The sequence below is a fragment of the Campylobacteraceae bacterium genome, from assembly GCA_013215945.1.
Classification (GTDB): domain Bacteria; phylum Campylobacterota; class Campylobacteria; order Campylobacterales; family Arcobacteraceae; genus NORP36.
The window spans coordinates 1-17,965 of sequence record JABSOM010000006.1; the positions used below are offsets into that span (position 1 = coordinate 1).

Annotated in this window: 16 protein-coding genes; 12 read left to right on the forward strand and 4 right to left on the reverse strand. The window is 29.9% G+C overall.

Annotated elements, in window-relative coordinates; genetic code table 11:
* Positions 1-269: 269 nt before the first annotated feature.
* The 3 genes from HRT41_07350 to HRT41_07360 are packed head-to-tail and all read right to left on the reverse strand — an operon-like array spanning position 270 to position 2,657.
* A complete protein-coding gene (locus tag HRT41_07350) occupies positions 270-884 on the reverse strand; it encodes a type II secretion system protein (GenBank protein ID NQY23834.1) in 615 nt (204 codons plus the stop codon).
* Positions 881-2,083, reverse strand: a complete 1,203-nt coding sequence (locus tag HRT41_07355; GenBank protein NQY23835.1) for a hypothetical protein — start codon at positions 2,081-2,083, stop codon at positions 881-883. The genes HRT41_07350 and HRT41_07355 overlap by 4 nt, the downstream gene beginning before the upstream one ends.
* 4 nt (positions 2,084-2,087) lie before the next feature.
* On the reverse strand, positions 2,088-2,657 hold the full coding sequence (locus tag HRT41_07360) for an aminodeoxychorismate/anthranilate synthase component II (protein NQY23836.1): 570 nt from the start codon (positions 2,655-2,657) through the stop codon (positions 2,088-2,090).
* Positions 2,658-2,860: 203 nt separating this feature from the next.
* Here HRT41_07360 and HRT41_07365 point away from each other — a divergent pair, with 203 nt between their 5' ends.
* The 3 genes from HRT41_07365 to HRT41_07375 are packed head-to-tail and all read left to right on the forward strand — an operon-like array spanning position 2,861 to position 6,474.
* Positions 2,861-3,868: a Fe(3+) ABC transporter substrate-binding protein gene (locus HRT41_07365; GenBank protein ID NQY23837.1), complete on the forward strand. Its 1,008-nt coding sequence runs from the start codon at positions 2,861-2,863 to the stop codon at positions 3,866-3,868.
* A gap of 19 nt (positions 3,869-3,887) precedes the next feature.
* Positions 3,888-5,474 (forward strand): iron ABC transporter permease, encoded by a 1,587-nt coding sequence (locus HRT41_07370; protein NQY23838.1) that lies wholly within the window; start codon positions 3,888-3,890, stop codon positions 5,472-5,474.
* A 1-nt stretch (position 5,475) separates the two neighbouring features.
* The gene (locus tag HRT41_07375) at positions 5,476-6,474 is read left to right on the forward strand and encodes an ABC transporter ATP-binding protein (GenBank protein NQY23839.1); all 999 of its coding nucleotides are present in this window, start codon (positions 5,476-5,478) and stop codon (positions 6,472-6,474) included.
* Positions 6,475-6,493: 19 nt separating this feature from the next.
* Here the strand turns inward: HRT41_07375 and HRT41_07380 are convergent, their stop codons facing one another.
* Complete coding sequence (locus tag HRT41_07380; GenBank protein NQY23840.1) at positions 6,494-8,308, reverse strand: menaquinone biosynthesis decarboxylase; 1,815 nt, start codon at positions 8,306-8,308, stop codon at positions 6,494-6,496.
* A 97-nt stretch (positions 8,309-8,405) separates the two neighbouring features.
* Between HRT41_07380 and HRT41_07385 the strand changes: the two genes are divergently transcribed.
* The 9 genes from HRT41_07385 to HRT41_07425 all read left to right on the forward strand — a co-directional run bounded on the left by HRT41_07385 (position 8,406) and on the right by HRT41_07425 (position 17,964).
* Positions 8,406-9,566, forward strand: a complete 1,161-nt coding sequence (locus tag HRT41_07385) for a putative C-S lyase (GenBank protein ID NQY23841.1) — start codon at positions 8,406-8,408, stop codon at positions 9,564-9,566.
* Between the two features lie 138 nt (positions 9,567-9,704).
* Positions 9,705-10,067, forward strand: a complete 363-nt coding sequence (gene ndhC, locus HRT41_07390) for an NADH-quinone oxidoreductase subunit A (protein ID NQY23842.1) — start codon at positions 9,705-9,707, stop codon at positions 10,065-10,067.
* Entirely contained in the window at positions 10,058-10,573 is a 516-nt protein-coding gene (gene nuoB, locus HRT41_07395; GenBank protein ID NQY23843.1) for an NADH-quinone oxidoreductase subunit NuoB, read from the forward strand. Before ndhC ends, nuoB begins: the two co-directional genes overlap by 10 nt.
* The gene (locus HRT41_07400) at positions 10,566-12,200 is read left to right on the forward strand and encodes an NADH-quinone oxidoreductase subunit D (protein NQY23844.1); all 1,635 of its coding nucleotides are present in this window, start codon (positions 10,566-10,568) and stop codon (positions 12,198-12,200) included. The genes nuoB and HRT41_07400 overlap by 8 nt, the downstream gene beginning before the upstream one ends.
* Positions 12,200-12,676 carry an NAD(P)H-dependent oxidoreductase subunit E gene (locus tag HRT41_07405; GenBank protein ID NQY23845.1) on the forward strand — a complete coding sequence of 159 codons (477 nt, stop codon included), beginning with the start codon at positions 12,200-12,202 and terminating at the stop codon, positions 12,674-12,676. Before HRT41_07400 ends, HRT41_07405 begins: the two co-directional genes overlap by 1 nt.
* Positions 12,676-13,926: an NADH-quinone oxidoreductase subunit NuoF gene (gene nuoF / locus HRT41_07410; protein NQY23846.1), complete on the forward strand. Its 1,251-nt coding sequence runs from the start codon at positions 12,676-12,678 to the stop codon at positions 13,924-13,926. Before HRT41_07405 ends, nuoF begins: the two co-directional genes overlap by 1 nt.
* A gap of 11 nt (positions 13,927-13,937) precedes the next feature.
* Positions 13,938-15,224, forward strand: coding sequence for a citrate synthase (locus tag HRT41_07415; GenBank protein ID NQY23847.1), 1,287 nt, complete (start codon positions 13,938-13,940; stop codon positions 15,222-15,224).
* A gap of 26 nt (positions 15,225-15,250) precedes the next feature.
* Positions 15,251-16,687, forward strand: a complete 1,437-nt coding sequence (locus tag HRT41_07420; GenBank protein NQY23848.1) for a (2Fe-2S)-binding protein — start codon at positions 15,251-15,253, stop codon at positions 16,685-16,687.
* Positions 16,684-17,964, forward strand: coding sequence for an NADH-quinone oxidoreductase subunit H (locus tag HRT41_07425; GenBank protein NQY23849.1), 1,281 nt, complete (start codon positions 16,684-16,686; stop codon positions 17,962-17,964). The genes HRT41_07420 and HRT41_07425 overlap by 4 nt, the downstream gene beginning before the upstream one ends.
* The last annotated feature ends 1 nt before the right edge of the window (position 17,965 follow it).

Here is a 17,965-nt window from a genome sequence, read left to right on the forward strand (position 1 = left end):
ACATTTGAAGTATCATATTCAGTTTATAAAAATTACATTTATAAACCTTAAGTTGTTAAAGATCATCCAGTCTCTCACGTGTCAGTTTAAAGTGTCACACTTGATTTGGACGGGAATTATAGGAGGTTTTAGCTTCTTTGTCAAGGGATGAAACATAAATGTAGCTTAAATGTTGAAAGTTTCTATTATTTACTTTTTTTAAGCCTTTTCTATAGGCTTTGTAGTGTTATGATAAATTTTGTTTTATTTAATAATACAGAGAGAAACTTTTATTTTGAATATAAGGATACATAACCCGTAGTATTACGAATAACAATTGTAGAAGAATCATTGTTTTGATGAATAATTTCTAAATAACAATCTTTTTTAATTTCATTGTTTTCATTTTGATTGGATAAAGAAGCATAAATCTTTCCAGACGAAGAAAAAGAAATCTGTCCCAAACTTTTTGTTTTATTACAAGAAAGTTTAATTTCTTTAATATTATAGTTTTTACTTAGTAATACATGTTTGGATCTGTTCTTATTTTCTTTACATGAGGAAGTAGCATATAAGTATTTAGAATTAAGTGCATCTTTTAAAGTCTCGCTTTGATTTGCATGACCTTTCATATTTAAATCACTGAACATAATATAATAAATACCACCTATACTTTTATTACAATTTAAAAATTTTAGTGTCCATCGTTTTTTATACCATTTATCTTCATAAGAATATTTATTGTCAATTAACGCTTGGTATCGAAGATTTTTAAGATGTAAAACCAAGTGTTTACTTACTGTTTGTAAATCATTGTTTATATAGTTTATTTTTGCAAATATTAAAAAACCACTCATTATTACTAAAACAAAAAGTAACTCTAAAAGCGTAAAACATCTTTTCATTTAATATAATACGTTACTATCTCTTTGTTTTTATATTTAAATTCAAATTTAAATTGGTATTCATTTTTATATACTTCATTCGTGGTCAAATAATATTTATCCCCAGAATCTATTTGATAAAAATTTAAACGTTTCATAATTTCTTTATCATCTGAATACACATAATTAACATTTTTTTCTTTTAAATAAACAGAAAGCTCTTGTGCAAAACTGTATTTATAGACAAAATGTCTTTTACTTTTTTCTAAAAATAAATAAATTGGTTTATTATAAAAAATAAGTGAATAATTTAACAACAAAATAAAAAAAACCAAGATTGCCATAAAATAATGAAAGCGCCTGAAAGCGGGAAGCCTAACCCTAAAGGTGTGAAAAAAAAGTTTTACCATTAAAGGCATAGCAATTATTACAAAAGGAGCAAAATCTTCAATATACACCTTTTGTCTAAAAGCAAATAACAAAGAAAAAACCAAAGCAACAAAAGAAATATACCAATAAATAGATCTATAGCCTTTTACAGCAATACGGTATTGTGAATAAAAAAAATAAATAAACATCAAGGGTGAAAAAACCGACGCATAAATAGCAAAAGTATCTAATAAGTGCCCTCTTGGTTTTCCACCTGTATCAAAACCATATATACTCATAGACGCACCAAATAAAATTAAAGAGATATAAAAAAGTTTATTGTATTTTTTTTCAAAAGCATAAAAGAATAAAGCCAAGTATAAAATTGCAAAAGAGTTATCGATTAATAAACAAAAAAATAAAATATAATAATTGTGTTTTCCAAAAACTTTATAATAGTATAAATATAACAGGGTAAAAAATAAAACAATTATTGCAGTATTTACTAATATTGCAGCAGATACCATTCCAGGCAACATCATAAAAAGTACAATATTTATAAAACGATCACTTTCATATTTAAAATAATCTTTTGTTAGTACATACATTAAACAAGTACTCATTGCATAAAATAATATAAAAGGAAGTCTTAATGCAATATCGTTTCCAGGAAAATAATGCAATAAAGGAAAAGTAATAAAAGTTAATAAAGATTTGTTATCCAAGACATTTAAGGCTTCTTTATAAGAAATACTTAAAGTACTCGCTACATAAATTAAAGCAAATATGCTAAAACAAAATAAGATATAAAATAAGTATTTATAATTTTTGTCACTTATATTTGCTTGCATTAATTTACAACTTCAAAAAATTATCAATCATCTCATAACCATATTCACTCATGATTGATTCAGGATGAAATTGCACCCCATAAATTTGTTTACCTTCAATTTCTAAACTCATCATTTCATTATCATCAAGTGATACTGATGTTGGAATTATAATAGAAGGAAGATCCACATTTTCTACACTTAAAGAGTGATATCTTGTTTGTATAAATGTTGCAGGTAAACCTTTAAAGATTGCCGTCTCTTTTAATACTTTAATTTTAGAAGTTTTTCCATGCATCATATTTTTAGCGCGAATTATTTTTGCACCAAATACCTGAGCAATACTTTGATGCCCCAAACAAATACCAAAGATAGGTAGTTTATCGCAAAAATACTCAATAACTTCTAAACAAATTCCTGCATCATCGGGTGTAGAAGGGCCAGGAGATATTATGATTTTTTCTGGGTTTAAGGCTTCAATTTCTTTTATGTTTAGTTCATCGTTACGTATAATTTTTAAATCCGCCCCAAGTTCTTTACAATATTGAACAATGTTATATGTAAATGAATCATAATTATCAATCATAAGAATCATCAGTATTTCCCTCATCTTTGTCTAAGTAAAATTTATTATATTAATTATTCGCATTATATCAAGATAAAGTTAAATAGGAATTTTTTGTTTTTTTATGCAAAGAAGTAACAAATTTGCAAACATAATGATAACCATTACTACTATTAAGATTATTTAAAGGTAACTTTCTTTATCATTCCCTTATATAAAAAAAAAGGAAACCCATGTTTAAAAAACTTGTATTAAGTTCATTAGTATTAGCCAGCTCAGTATTTGCTGCTAACGAGGTAAATGTTTACTCTCACAGACATTACGACACAGATAAAACTCTTTTCAAAATGTTTGAAGAAAAAACAGGAATTAAAGTAAATGTTGTTAAAGCAAAAGCTTCAGCATTAATTAAAAGAATTGCTTCTGAAGGTGAAAATTCACCAGCAGATATCTTAATTACTGTAGATGCAGGAAGATTATTTCAAGCAAAATCACAAGATTTATTACAGTCTATTGAATCTGATTATTTAACAAAAAACATTCCTGCTAATTACAGAGATGTTGATAATAAGTGGTTTGCATTAACTAAAAGATCAAGAGTAGCTGTTTATAAAATTGGTTCAGGTACGGATCAAGAATTATCTACTTATGAAGATTTAGCTAACCCTAAATTCAAAGGTCAAATTGTTGTAAGATCTTCTAATAACATTTATAACCAATCTTTATTAGCTGCAATGATTGAACATCATGGTGAAGCGTATGCATTATCTTGGGCTAAAGGTGTAGTTGCAAATATGGCGAGAACTCCAAAAGGTAATGACAGAGCACAAGTTAAAGCAGTAGCTAATGGAATTGGTAAAATTGCGATTGCAAATACTTATTACATTGGTAAAATGGTTAATAACAAAGACAAATCTCAAAGAGAAGCTGTTGCAAAAATGAAAATCTTTTTCCCAAAATTTGAAAAAGGTGGAACACATATTAATGTATCTGGTGCTGGAGTTGCAAAATATGCACCTAATAAAGCAAATGCAATTAAGTTTATTGAATTTTTAGCTTCTGCTGATGCTCAAAAATTATTTGCTCAAGGAAATTATGAATATCCTGTATTAGCAGGTATAGAATCATCTCCTTTAGTAACATCTTGGGGAACATTTAAAGAAGATAATATTTCTATTAACTCTTTAGGTCAAAACAATGCAAAAGCTGTTAAAATATTCGATCAAGCTGGATGGAAATAAATTTAACGGATTTTAATAATTGAAATATTTTAAAAAACTAACAATAAGTAGCGGTATTTTAACCCTACTTATTGCTTTACCTGCTTTACTAATTTTAGTAAATATTCTTAGCCCTAATACTGAAAACTGGCAACATCTTAAAGATACAGTTTTGAGTGAGTATGTTTTTAATTCATTGTATATTATGTTTGGTGTCGCATTTTTAACATCAATTATAGGTTTTACTACGGCTTATATAACAACAATGTATAGTTTTACTTTCTCAAAATTCTATCATTATGCATTAATTTTACCTTTTGCTATTCCTACTTATATTATCTCTTATGTTTACGCAGGAATGTTTGATATTACAGGTTCAGTTACTATGTTTATTCTTGATTTATTAGGAAAAGAAAATATTACCCAAGTTTATTATATGGATATTATGTCAATTGAAGGTGCAATACTTGTAATGTCTTTGGTTTTATATCCTTATGTTTATTTAATATCAAAAACCTATTTAATAGCTGAATCTGCCTCTATTATTGATGCTTCTAAAACAATGGGATTAAGTCCCTTTGATACCTTTGTAAAAGTAATTATTCCTATTTCACGCCCAGCAATAGTAGCTGGAACTATTTTAGCTGTTATGGAAGCAGTGGCTGATTTTGGGGTTGTTGATTATTATGGAGTGCCTACTTTTGTAACAGGAATATTTAGAACCTGGTATGGAATGGGTTCTGTTGAAGATGCATCAAAATTAGCTTCTATGCTCATGTTATTTGTTTTTACCTTAATCTTTTTAGAACGTTTTCAAAGACGTAATATTAGATACAGATCCTCAGGAAAAGATTTCGCACCTATTTGTAAAACACCTTTAAAAGGGAAAGCAAACGTATTCGCTTTTATTATTTGTTTTATACCTGTATTTATGGGATTTATTCTTCCTTTAGCGCAAATGACTCATTGGTTTATTTTGTCTTATGAAGATGTAATTGATGAAGATTTTATTCGTATTTTACTGCAAACCTTAAGTCTTGGCCTTGGAGGTTCACTTTTAATTACAATGCTTGGTTTTATATTTGTTTATAATGTACGTTTACATAAAAACAAAATCAGTGATAATTTAACACAAATTGTTAAATTGGGTTATTCAATTCCAGGAGCAGTAGTTGCAGTTGGAGTATTAAGTTTTTTCTCACATATAGATAATGCATTTAATATTTTTATTTCGGGAAGTATACTTTCTATAATCTTTGCGTATTGTGTTAGATTTTTAGCAATTTCTATTAATAACTACGAATCTGGATTTTCAAAAATTCCACAATCTTATGATGATGCATGTAAAACAATGAGCATAAGTGAAACAGGGAAATTAAGAACCGTCATTTTCCCACTGATAAAAAATTCTGCACTTGCATCTTTTATAGTTGTATTTATTGAAATAATAAAAGAATTACCCTTGACAATGATTTTACGTCCTTTTAATTTTGATACCTTAGCTGTATATTCTCATGAACTTGTAGGACAAGCTCAATTATATGAATCTTCAGTACCAGCTATGTTTATTGTTATTTTGGGAATTGTTTCTGTTTTGTTACTGGCTAAAAAAATGATAAAGGATTAATATGCTTGGAATTTGTCTTAAAGACTTCTCAATAGCTTTTGGTAATACACAAATTTTAGAAAATGTATCTTTTGATGTAAAAGATGGAGAAATTGTTACTATTTTAGGAGCCAGTGGTTCAGGAAAAAGTACAATATTACGTTCAATTTCTTCTCTTGAAGATAAGTATAAAGGGGATATTTATTTACATACGTGTTATTTAAAGAAAAACCAAAATTCATGTGCAACGCAAGATATTGGTTATATTTTTCAAGATTATGCCCTCTTTCCTCATTTAAATGTACTTCAAAACATAACATTTGCACTAAAAGACCTAAGTAAAAAAGAAAAAGAAATACAAGCAGATAAACTCTTAGAACTCTTTGATTTAGAAGAACATAAATACAAACAAATACATGAATTATCAGGTGGACAGCAGCAAAGAGTTTCAATTGCCAGAGTAATTGCTTATAAACCAAAAGTTCTTTTACTGGATGAGCCTTTTTCAAATCTTGATTCAATTTTACGAAATAAAACAAAAATTTGGTTAAAAGGTATTATTAAAGAATTTGGATTTTCTGCTATTTTAGTAACCCATGATAAAAAAGAAGCTTTGAGTATTTCAGATAAAATTGCTATTATTCAAAACAAAACCATTGTTCAATTTGGAACACCTAAAGAGTTGTTTTCTAATCCTGTGAATAAATATGTTGCAAACTTTTTAGGAGATATTAATGAATTACCAAAAGAAATTCTAAAAGATTTTGATTTAAAAAATAAAAACAATGATGATCTTATTATAAGAGTTAATAAAACCTTCCTTACCAAGAAAAAAAATGAGCATAAACTTCGTTTACTTGATATTTCTTATTGTGGGGATTATTATGAACTGTCTTTGGAGTTCACAAAATATAATAACTACGTAATAATCATTAATGTAGAAGACTTAAATGGTTACACTAAAGAATCGGAATTGTATTTAGATATAAAAAAAGAAAATCTTATTTTAATTAAACCCTAGGACTTGTAAGAGATCTCTCTTACAAGTGCCATTTTTTCTTAAAAGCATCATCAATATCTATAATGCCACGTTTTTGTAAAGAATCCAACACTTCTTGCGTGCAATCAACATCATCTGGCCATCTTCTTTTAAAATTATCCATTGTATTTTTATTAGTAGCATCAATGCAAATAGTATTTTCATGAAAGAAAATATCTCTGTTTGAATCAATATTATTAACAACTCTCCATAACAACATATATTCATTGTTTAAATCGTTTTGGTTCTTTTCATCAATAATAATAAGTATTTTAACATGAGCAGATATTTTTTTGATATCTTCAAATAATTCTTTTTGTGAACGCTGTTTATCTACAGTTATAATAGTAATTGGATTTTTAGTATCTAAGAAATATTGTTTTAATTCTTTTATTTCAGAACTCATAGTTTGCAGTTTTTTTAAAAGTTCTTCATCACTTAGTATCTTAATACCTAATTCTTTAACTTCTTTTCCCGTACAATCAAGTCCTAATTTTCCTCCAAGAGCAAATCTTGGGCTTGAATGATCCAAAGCATCAACCACACCTCTTGTTATTAATATTTCTTCTATATCAATTCTATTTAATATATAACGCGTTAAATCTTCATGAGAAGTAAGAGCAGGTGCATCATGATTAACAAAAATGGCATGTTTTACAAAAGACATTTGTCCAACACCCCAAAAAGCATGCATCATTTGTTGCGCGTGGCCGGGATAAAGTGTTTTAATTTTAGCAATAATTAAATTATGATAAACACCATTTTCAGGCATGTAATAATCAATTAAATCAGGGCAAGTAGTTTGTAATAAAGGTAAAAATATTCTCTCAGTTGCATGCCCCATATATTTATCTTCTAAAGGTGGTTTTCCTACAACTGTTGCTAAAAATACTGCATCTTTCTTTTTTGTAATGGCGCTTACTTCCATAAAAGGGTATTCTTCTTCAAGGGTATAATATCCCGTATGATCTCCAAAAGGACCTTCTATTTTCATTTTTGAAGGATCTACAAAACCTTCAATAACATAATCATTATCAACAGGAATAGCTATATCATTCGTAATACTTTTAACCAATTTTGCATTTTTATTTTTAATAAAACCATAAAGCATTAATTCAAAAACTCCAATAGGTAAAGGTGCTTGTCCACACCAAATATACATAGGATCGCCTCCAATTCCAATAGATACAGGCATTTTTTTACCAGCTTCTTTATATTCATGAAAAAAGTGATTTGAATCTTTATGTATTTGCCAATGCATTCCTAGTGTATGATCATCATATACTTGTAGTCTGTACATTCCTAAATTTTTCATTTCTCCATTTAAAGAAGTAGTATAAACTTGCCCCATAGTAATAAAAGGACCCCCATCTTGTTCCCAAGTAGTAAGCACTGGTAAATCACTTAATTTGGCATCTTTTCCTAAGAGTACAATTTCTTGACAAGCAGCTTTTGCTTTTGAAACTTTGGGAATGGTATTTTTTAATGAAAATAGTTTGCCAAATAAAGCAAATTTATCACCCAAGGTTTTAGGCGGTTTCATTTTAAGTAAAGACTCTATCTCCGCACCTATTTTATCTCCATCCCCTATAAATAATTCAACTGCTTTTTCGTTACAAAATACATTCATAAGTACGGGTTCATCAAATTTTTTATTGTTTTTTTTATCTATTACATTCGTAAATAATAATGCTTTTGAATCTTTAGTTTTAACTTCTATATACGCAATATGTGGAATTTCTAAGTAAATATCAAGTTCATCATCAATAATTCGTAGTAAGTCATGTTCTTTTAGCAGTGCAATTGCTTCTTTCATGGTTTCCCTCTTTTTAAAATATTTGTTATTCTATCTTATTTTTTATTTTATTTGCTATAATTCTATTAAGTAAATCTCTACATAGGAAGAATGAAATATGTATAATTTTGATGAAGAAATAGATAGAAAAAATACTTCTTGTTTAAAACATGATGTTATGAGCGCTTATTTTGGTGATTATAAAGATTTACAGCCTTTATGGGTTGCAGATATGGATTTAAGAACGCCTGATTTTATAACTCAAGCAATGAGTGAAAAAATACAGCATGGTATATTTGGATATACCAGACCCACTCAAACACTTAAAGATGCAGTTGTTGCATGGATGAAAGACAGACATAATTACACAATAAAAGAAGAATACCTTACTTTTGTTAATGGAGTAGTTCCTGCATACAGTGCTGCAATTGAAGCATTTTCAAAAGAAGGGGATGAAATAATTGTGCAAACCCCTGCTTATTATCCTTTTTTTAATCATGTTAAATCTAATAACAGAGTATTAGTATGCAATCCATTAAAAGAAAATGATGGTTACTATACTATGGATTTAGAAGACTTTGAAAATAAAATTACAGCTAAAACAAAAATTCTTGTTTTATGTTCCCCTCATAACCCAGTAGGAAGAGTTTGGAAAAAAGAAGAACTAAGTGCATTGGCAAAAATTTGTATTAAACACAATATAAAAATTATTTCTGATGAAATACATGCAGATTTGGTTTTTGAAAAGTTCACTTCTTTGGCTTCAATTTCAGAAGAAATTGCAGATATTACTTTAACACTTAACTCTGCTGGAAAAACATTTAATATTGCAGGTTTAAATTGTGGTTATGCTATTTGTAAAAATGTAGAAATGAAAAAAAGCTTTGATGAAGTGGTTACAAAAAGAGAAGTAAATGCTATTAATTTATTTGGATTTGTTGCTCATGAAGCAGCATATACAAAAGGTCATATTTGGTTAGAAGAGTTAAAAAACTACTTACAATCCAATATTGATTTCACTTATGACTTTCTAAAAAGTAACAATTCTAAAATAGAATTTGTTAAACCAGAAGCTACTTATTTGCTTTGGTTGAATTTTAGAAAACTTAATAATACTCATTCTCAAATAAAACACAGACTACTTGGAGATGCGAAGGTTGCCCTAAATGACGGAACTACCTTTGGGAAAGAAGCAAAAGGTTATTTTAGAATAAATATTGCCCTTCCAAAAGCCAAACTTAAAATTGCCCTTCAAAAGATTGTTACGAATCTACACTAATTCACTATCCCCTGGGATGGTGAATATTACAAAAATTCACAATAATTCATATAGTTAACAATTCTATTATCCATAAAAGAAAAATGGCATAAACTTATAGTACACTTGGATAAATAAATTTATTAATGGATAATGCATATGTCAAATGAATTAGTATTAGCATCTATTGTCTTTGTTTTAATTGGTATTATTTTAGTTGGAGTATTTTTTTCAACTAGAAAACTAGGGCCACAAAACAAAGAAGACCCTGCTAAAAACACAGTATATGAATCAGGTGTATCAAACCCTGTTGGCGGAACTAACTTACGATTTTCAATCAAATTTTACCTCGTAGCAATCTTATTTGTTTTATTTGATGTGGAAATTATTTTTATGTTTCCTTGGGCTGTAAATATAAAAGAACTTGGATACCTTGGTTTATTTGAGATGTTTATGTTTATGGGACTATTGTATGCAGGATTAATTTATATCTATAAGAAAAAGGCACTATCATGGGATTAGGAGCAGAAGCAGCACTTGGTGATACCGTTGTTACAACGAGATTAGATCAAGCAGTAAACTGGGCGAGGTCATATTCTTTATGGCCAATGGTATTTGGTACGGCATGTTGTGGAATTGAGTTTATGTCACTTGCTGCATCAAGATATGATTTATCTAGATTTGGGGCTGAAGTAGTAAGGTTTTCACCAAGACAAGCAGATTTAATGATTGTTGCAGGAACCATTTCTTATAAACAAGCACCTATTCTTAAAAAAATATATGATCAAATGTGTGAACCTAAATGGGTTATTTCTATGGGAGCCTGTGCCTGTTCTGGTGGTTTTTATGATAATTATACAACCCTTCAAGGAATTGATGAAATTATACCTGTAGATGAATATGTCTCAGGTTGTCCGCCAAGACCTGAAGCCGTTTTAGATGCTATTATGAGAATTCAAGAACGATGTAAAGCTGATTCTGGAATTGTTGAGCGAGTTAGTACTTTCAAAGGACTCTTGGATGCATAACAGAGAGATTATAGTTTCGAGTGATAAAATCAAATCAACTATAGAAAATTTAAAAAACAAAGAAGATTTTAATTTATTATTAGACATCACTGCAATTGATTATTTAAAATTTCCTGATGTTACACCTTCACGTTTTGCTTTGGTTTATATATTAAGAGACAGAACATTTAAAAAAGAAGTAGTTGTAAAATCATATGTAGATGACCATAATTTAATTGTTGATTCTATTACAGATTTATATTATGCAGCAGATTGGGCTGAGAGAGAAGTTTATGATCAATATGGAATCAAATTTAGAGGTCATAAAAATCTAAAAAGAGTTCTTAATCATCACCAATTTGTAGGCCATCCTTTACGAAAAGATTATCCAATAACTAAAGGACAAATCTGTACAGAAACCCATGATTTAATGGATGAAATGACTCCTTTATTAAAATCTTATGGTGTTACCCCTGAAGATATGGAAGAAATCATGTTATTAAATGTAGGGCCAGCGCATCCAGCAACCCATGGAACAATAAGAAACTTTGTTGCTATGGAAGGGGAAAGTATTCTTGCTTGTGTAACTGAAATTGGTTATTTACACAGAGGTTTCGAAAAATCTTGCGAAAATCATACCTATAACCAAATCATTCCATATACTGACAGATTAAACTATTGTAGTGCAATTTTAAATAATATTGGATACTCAAAAGCAGTTGAAGATATGTTACAAATTGAAATTACTCCACGTGCAAAAATGATCAGAATAGTTACGGGTGAATTATCAAGAATCATTGACCACCTTGTTTGTAATGCTGCAAATATGGTAGATTTAGGTGGATTAACAAACTTTTGGTATTTATTTGGACCAAGAGATCTAGCTTATGATTTATTTTCTAAATTAACAGGTGCTAGACTTACCAATTCATATACAAGAATTGGTGGTTTAGAGCATGATTTATACCAAGGTTTTGAAGAAGACTTAGAAGCAATTTTAGTAAATACAGAAGAAGCAATTGATAAAGCTTTATCTTTAATTGCACACAATAAAATATTCTTAGACAGAACACAAGATGTAGGAATTATAAAAGCAGATTTTGCAATAAATGCAGGAATAACTGGTCCTAATTTAAGAGCAGCTGGAATAGCATTTGATTTAAGAAAAGACAAACCTTATTACGGTTATGACAACTTTGATTTTGATGTAGTTGTGGGTTCTCATGGCGATGTATACGATAGAGTTATGTGTCGTTTCGAAGAAATGATACAAAGTATAAGAATTATCAGACAAGCTATGAAAAATATGCCAGGTGGCCCTATTAATGTTGATCATCAAGGTATCGTTTTACCTGCAAAAAAAGATGTTTATACAAATATTGAAGGTTTAATGAATCAATTTAAAGTTACTTTTGAAGGAATTAAAGTACCTCAAGGTGAATATTATTCATCTACTGAAGCAGGAAATGGAGAACTTGGTTTTCATATTACCTCTGATGGAAGTGGAACACCTTATAAAGTTAAGTGTAGACCACCATGTTTTTACTCACTTGCGGCATTTCCACGAATTGCTGAAAAAGGTATGTTAGCAGATGCTGTTATTACAATGGCTTCAATGAATTTTATTGCAGGGGAGTTTGACAGATAATGAATACTTTTACTTATACAAAAGAAAATGAAGAAAAGTTCCAAATTGAACTTAAAAAATATCCAAATTCAGATTCTATGATGTTACCTGCTGTTTGGTTGGTTCAAGACCAATTGGGATGGGTAAGTCCTGAAGCTATGATTTTTATAGCTAATAAACTTAAAAAAGCACCCATTGAAGTACACAGTTTTGTATCTTTTTATACTATGTTCAATTTGAAACCTATTGGTACCTATCATATAGAATTGTGTAAAACACTTTCTTGTATGATGATGGGTTCAAGAGATTTAAAAAAGTTTATCAAAAATACTATTGGTATTGATCCAGGTCAAACAAGCAAAGATGGAAAGTTTCACTTATCTGAAGTTGAATGTCTTGGTGCCTGTGGTGGAGCTCCTATGTTTTCTTTAAATGGAGCTTACCATGAAAATCAAAGTATTCAATCTTTGGAAAAACTTTTAAAGGAGTGTAAATAATGTTAGTTAAAGTAGTAAGCAAAAACTTCGATATAGCAGATTCACATACTTTAAAAGTAGCACTTGAATGCGGCACTTATGATGCAATTGATGCTATGTTTAAAATGAGTCCAGATGAAGTTACGCAAGAAGTTGTAAAATCAGGACTTAGAGGAAAAGGTGGCGGAGGAGCTGCTTGTGGACCTAAGTGGCAAATGATGCCTAAAAATGATCCAAGACCTGCATATTTAATAGTAAATGGAGATGAATCAGAACCAGGTACTTTTAAAGACAGACAAATTTTCGAGTACGATCCACATTTATTAATTGAAGGAATTATATATTCTTGTTATGCGATTAATGCCCATGCTGCTTATATTTATATTAGAGGTGAGTATGAATGGTTTATTAAGCGATTAAATAAAGCCATCGATGAAGCTTATGAAGCAGGTATTATTGGTGAAAAAATCATGGGACATGATTTCAAACTTGATATTACTATTCAAAGAGGAGCAGGTGCTTATATTTGTGGAGAAAAGTCTGCACTTATAGAATCGCTGGAAGGCAAAAGAGGCCATCCCAGATTAAAACCAAAACAAAAAGAATGTGAATGGTATTTTGGAAACCCAGCAACTGTTAATAATGTAGAAACCATTGCAACAGTACCTTTTATTGTAAAAAATGGTTATGAAGCATATACAGCTCATGGAACATCTAAATCTCCCGGTACTATGTTATTCGCAATGAGTGGCGCAGTTAAAAATCCAGGTGTATATGAACTTGCTTTTGGAAATAAAATGATAGATTTCATCAATGACATAGGTGGAGGAATGCAAGACGGGAAGAAGTTAAAAGCTTTAATCCCTGGAGGCTCATCCTGTCCCATCTTAACAGCTGATGAAGTTAATAATGCAGTATTGGACTATGAATCAATGTGGGATATTGGATCCACATTGGGAACTGGGGGAATGATTGTAATAGATGATTCTCAAAACATGGTTGATGTAGCAAAAAATTTAATTGAATTTTATCATCATGAATCGTGTGGACAATGTACACCATGTAGAGAGGGTACATCTTGGATTGATAAAATTTTGGCTGAAATTTTAGAAGGAAATGGCAAAGAACAAGACCTAGATACACTTTTAGAAGTATGTGATACGATGAATGGTAAAACTATTTGTGTTTTTGCACCAGCAGTTAAAGATATCATTAAGAGTATTGTTATTAAATTTAGAAGTGAATTTCTAGCAGAATTTAAAACAAATTAATAGGAGAATAAATGGCTAAAGATACGTTTACATTAACAGATAATAGAAGTGGTAAAAGTTATGAATACAGTATACTACATGGAACAAGAGGACCTTCTGTAGTTGATATTAGAACATTCTACAAAGATTCAGGAATGTTTACTTATGATCCTGGTTATACATCTACTGCTGCTTGTGAATCAAAAATTACTTTTATTGATGGGGAAAAATCTGAGTTAAGATACAGAGGTTATGTTATTGCAGACTTAGCTGGTAAAAAATCTTACTTAGATGTATGTTATTTATTAATGACGGGAAAACTACCAAATGAAGAAGAATCAAAAAACTTTGATTTAGAAATCAGACATCGGTCTTTTTTACATGAAGGACTAATAAGAATATTTGATGCTTTTCCAGATCACGCACATCCAATGGCTACACTTGGTGCTGCAACTATGGCACTAGCAACATTTTATAAAGAACATTTAAATCCTCAAGGGGAAGAAGAATTCAGAGAAATGAGAAGAAGAATTGTTGCAAAAATGCCAACAATTGCTGCTATGGCATACAGAAATTCTATTGGAGTTCCTCCTATTTATCCTGATGTTGACAGATATTTTACTGAAAACTTCTTATATATGATGAGAGCTTATCCTGGTGGAAAAATGAAAAACCTAGGAAACGGGTTAACAGATGAAATCAAACAAGTAGAAGTAGATGCCCTTGATGCAATTTTTACTTTACATGCTGATCATGAACAAAATGCTTCAACTACAACTGTAAGAAATGTAGCTTCAACAGAAGCCCATCCTTATGTTGCTATTGCTTCTGGAATTGCTGCATTATGGGGAGCTGCACATGGTGGAGCTAATGAAAAAGTAATGGATCAATTAAGACTAATTGGTGATGTTAAAAATGTAGATACTTATATAGCAAAAGCAAAAGACAGAAATGATCCCTTTAGACTTATGGGATTTGGTCACAGAGTTTACAAAAACAGAGATCCAAGAGCTGAAAGTTTAAAAGGTTTACAAGATCAATTAAGAGAAGAATTAAATCTTGACTCTAAACTATTAGATATTGCTGCTGCTGTTGAAGAAGCTGCTTTAAAAGATGAATATTTTATTAAACGTGGTTTATATCCAAATATTGATTTTTATTCTGGTGTTATTTTAACAGCACTTAGAATTCCACCTGAAATGTTTACTCCTATTTTTGTTATTGGAAGAACAGTTGGTTGGATTACTCAGTGGTCAGAATTAAAACAAGATCCAACAACAAAAATAGCACGTCCTAGACAATTATATACTGGTAAATAAAAAAGCAAACAAGGAAGATAACTGATATGAGTGAAATGGTAAAAATAATAATTAATGATAAGGAAATGGAAGCAGAAGTTGGTAGTTTACTAATTGATAAATTATTAGATGAAAATATTCATATTCCTCATTTTTGTTATCACAAATCCCTTGGTAAAGATGGTAATTGCCGAATGTGTATGGTGGAAATCAAAGGTCAGAAACGACCTCAGATTTCCTGTGATACTTTTGTTAGCGCTGGTATGGAAGTATCAACTGTTAGCGAAAACATCATGCAAGTAAGAAAAGACATACTTGAACTTCAATTATTAAATCATCCCATTGACTGTCCAACCTGTGATCAAGCAGGGGAATGTAAATTACAAGATTTTTATATGGAATCTGGTTTTTACAGCTCAAGAATGGAATTAAATAAAAAGAATCATGCTAGAAAAAGAGAAGACTTAGGTGCTAATGTTATGTTAGACCAAGAAAGATGTGTCCTTTGTACAAGATGTGTACGATTTTGTTCTGATGTAACAGGAACAAATGAATTAGGCGTAGTAGCAAGGGCAGATCATTCTGTAATCGCAACTTTCCCTGGAATGAAATTGCATAATCCTTATGCAATGAATGTAGTAGACTTATGCCCAGTTGGAGCACTAACTTCTAAAGATTTTAGATTTCAACAAAGAGTATGGTTTTTAGAATCTTTTAAAGCTATTTGTAATGGTTGTTCTAAGGGCTGTAATATAGATGTAGACCATAGAAAAGAAAAATACAAAGATGATATTATTTTTAGATTTAGACCCAGACATAATGATGCTGTAAATGGTTATTTTATGTGTGACGAGGGAAGATTATCGTATAAAAAAAATCAAGACAATAGAGTAGAAGTAGCATTAATTAATAAAAAAGAAGTAGAAGAGAATACTGCTTTAGCTGTTTTATATAAAGAACTTTCTACTAATAAAAATTCATTAATTTTAGTAGGACCTAATTTAAGTTTAGAAGAATTAAGTAATACTCAAGCTTTTGCTAAAAGTATAGGCGCTAATATTTCTGGATATTCCCCAACATATATAGATGAAAGTTTTGGAGATGATTATTTAAAAGACAATGATAAAGCAGCCAACAGAGCAGCCTTTTTTGAATTAGGTATTTCTCAATCGCAAGAAGATTTTAAAGCTCATCTTAAAAGTTCAAAACTAGTTGTGATTTTAGAGAACAATTATTTTGATGAAAACTTAAAAGAACTAGACCAAAAGAAAATTATATCTTGTTTTGCTAATACTTGTACAACGGTTGAACATTCAAGTGTTGTTATTCCAATGGCATCATTTTATGAGAAAAATGGAACCTATATTAATAAAGATGGAATCAAACAAAAAGTTATATCTGGGATGAATAAAGATAAATATTTAATGAATGCTTCTACTTTAATAGAAAATATTCAATCTATGTTAGAAAAAGGAAATATATGAGTACGGCATCAATAATTGTTATTGTTGTAAATATACTATTGGCTGTTGTTTTAGCAGTGGGACTTACTCCTGTTTTTGTATGGTGGGAAAGAAGAGTTGCTGGTTTAATTCAAGACAGATTAGGACCAAATAGATGTCACATTGGTGGTTTCAGATTAGGTGGTGTTATTCAAAGTATTGCAGATATGTTAAAACTTGTTTTTAAAGAAGATTTTACACCCTCTTTTATTAAATACAAATTTTTATTCACCCTAGCACCTGGAATTGTATTTATTTGTTATTTTTTAACTTTTGGGGTTATTCCTTTTGCAGATAATATTGTACTTGATGGTATTTCACATCAAATGCAAGCATTGCCAATGAATATTGGAATTATGTGGTTTATTGCATTTGCTGGATTAAGTGTTTATGGGATTATATTAGGTGGATATGCTTCTCAAAGTAAATTTGGACTTTTAGGTTCAATAAGAGCGTCTGCTCAAGTTATATCTTATGAAGCAGCTATGGGACTTTCTCTTATTTCTATGCTTTTAACGTATGGTTCTATTCATTTAAATGATATGGTTGTAGCACAAGGGGATTTATTATTTGGATTTATTCCAGCCTGGGGTATATTTATGCAACCTTTAGCTTGTATTATATTTATTGTAACTGTATTTGCAGAAACCAATAGAGCACCCTTTGATTTAGCAGAAGGTGAATCAGAAATTGTGGCTGGTTATCATACTGAATATTCAGCTATGCGTTTTGGTTTATTTCAAGTTTCTGAATTTGCTGCTATGAGTGGTGGAGCTGCTATTATTGTTACTATATTTTTCGGTGGATATCAAGTTCCTTATTTAAATACAGAAGCATTAAAAGAGCATATTTCTATTATTCTAATGGTATTGATGGTTGTGGTTCCTCTTTCACTTGTAATATTTACAGGCTGGATTAAAAAGAATAATGTATGGCCAGATAAAAATGATATCAGATTTAGAGAAACAGCTATTTTAGTAAAAATATTTTTAGGAATGGCTTTCTCTCTTTTCGTTTTATTAGCGTATTTGGCATTTACAGGTTTAAGTGCTAATGGAACAAGTATAGCAGTCACAATTATACAAGTAAGTACATTTTTAGCTAAGTTCTTTATGATGGTACTTGTATTTATGTGGGTACGATGGACGCTATTGAGAATTAGATATGATCAATTGCAAATGCTTGGTTGGAAAATATTATTACCTTTATCTTTATTAAACATAATAATAACAGCAACCGTAATAGTAGTAGGACAGTAAA